The organism is Drancourtella massiliensis (assembly GCF_016900655.1).
Classification (GTDB): domain Bacteria; phylum Bacillota; class Clostridia; order Lachnospirales; family Lachnospiraceae; genus Sellimonas; species Sellimonas catena.
In genome coordinates this window covers 1-558 of the sequence record NZ_JACJKH010000101.1, presented here as the reverse complement: position 1 = coordinate 558, position 558 = coordinate 1, and the positions used below count along the sequence as shown (strand labels likewise).

At 41.8% G+C, this 558-nt stretch carries 1 pseudogene; it reads left to right on the top strand.

The features are described 5' to 3' along the window. Positions 1-330 precede the first annotated feature (330 nt). Positions 331-558 (top strand): annotated as a pseudogene (locus H6A32_RS15900) (ISNCY family transposase); the annotation flags it as partial.

The following is a 558-nucleotide window of genomic DNA, read 5'->3' as shown; positions in this document are numbered from 1 at the left end:
CCATGGGAGGCTGCCAGTAGCAAGGTGTCTGCGAACCCGCTTTAGCGGATACCAGTACTATACCCTGGAGGGGTTAAAATTAAACCCCCATTTGAAATGGGGGTTGCTAACTTTTGAGTCGCAAGAATTAAATCTTTCTCAAAATAGTTTGTATCGTATAGCTCAAGCATACACTGAAGACAAAAATCTGCTTTTTTGTTCAGTGGAACTATTCTAACGCTGTTCGGATACTTTGGATCTGTAAGAACCAGTTTAGTTTTTGTTTTTGCGTTCTTGTCGCGGTTTTTTACACGGCTTAAAGTTTTATTGATTTTGACATAGCAGGGCTTTAATCAATCTTATGATCCCTATAAGGTTGCCTACGGCTCCATGCCGTCCCATGCTTCTGCGAATCCTGAAATCAAGCAGCTGTATATCAATGGACATTTTTGCTACGTCTTCAAGTTTGGCATTGTCACCAATGGGCTGGGCATTATCCGTCATATCTCTTTCTACAACAAAGACTTTATGGCGTCCCATCCTGATATTGTTGTCGAAAAGAAATCGGACTCCCCTGAT